This is a genomic window from Flammeovirga sp. AWQ4_249, assembly GCF_056161045.1.
Genome location: NZ_JBSWYJ010000109.1, coordinates 1 through 773 on the forward strand (window position 1 = coordinate 1; position 773 = coordinate 773).

At 32.9% G+C, this 773-nt stretch carries 1 protein-coding gene; it reads right to left on the reverse strand.

From position 1 onward, the window contains the following. Nucleotides 1-46: 46 nt before the first annotated feature. A partial coding sequence (locus tag ACXAHM_RS26285) for a T9SS type A sorting domain-containing protein (protein ID WP_474967059.1) occupies nt 47-773 on the reverse strand: 727 nt, incomplete at its 5' end.

The following is a 773-nucleotide window of genomic DNA, read 5'->3' on the forward strand; positions in this document are numbered from 1 at the left end:
CCTGTTTGACCAAGAAAGGATTTTTTATATCTCTAATTGTAATTATTTATTTGATAATTACTTTTTGAACGATTTTATCTTTACCGCTTTTTACTTCTACGAACATCATTCCTTTACCGAAGATCATTGGAATAGAAGTGAAGTTAGTGTGAGAACCACCTTCGAAGTGCGTTTTACCACTTGCATCATAAAGTCTTACGGTCATATTTTCATAATTCGTAAGGATATTCATTTTCTCACCAAATACTACTGGGTTAGGGTAGATTGTTACATCAGAAGAAGATGATGACTTTTTGATGGCATTTGGACCATATAAAGCGTATTTGTTGTCTAAATCAATTTGTTTTAATCTATAATAAACAACGTTGTTTGAAGGAAGATTTTCATCTACGAATGAGTAATCAATTCTGTGATTTGTGTTACCATTCGCTTTTACTTCACCCACTTTCGTCCAGATTCTATTATCAATACTTCTTTCGATCACGAATTTATCACTGTTTTCTTCTGTTGCAGTCGCCCATTTTAAAGTGGCAGTTGTTTCATTAGAAATTTCAGAAGTGAAAGCAATCATATCTACAGGTTGGTCAGGGTTGAAACCAGGGAAGTCATCTTCCGTATAACAACCTTCTAAATAAAGCTCACCATTAAAAGTTAATGCACCAGATAATACACAAACTTGATTATATCCACCATTAAAGAATATTTTTGAATTATCTTCAATAGAAACTGTTTTTAAACGCCCACTTTCAGCTACACCAGCATCAAAATGTAAT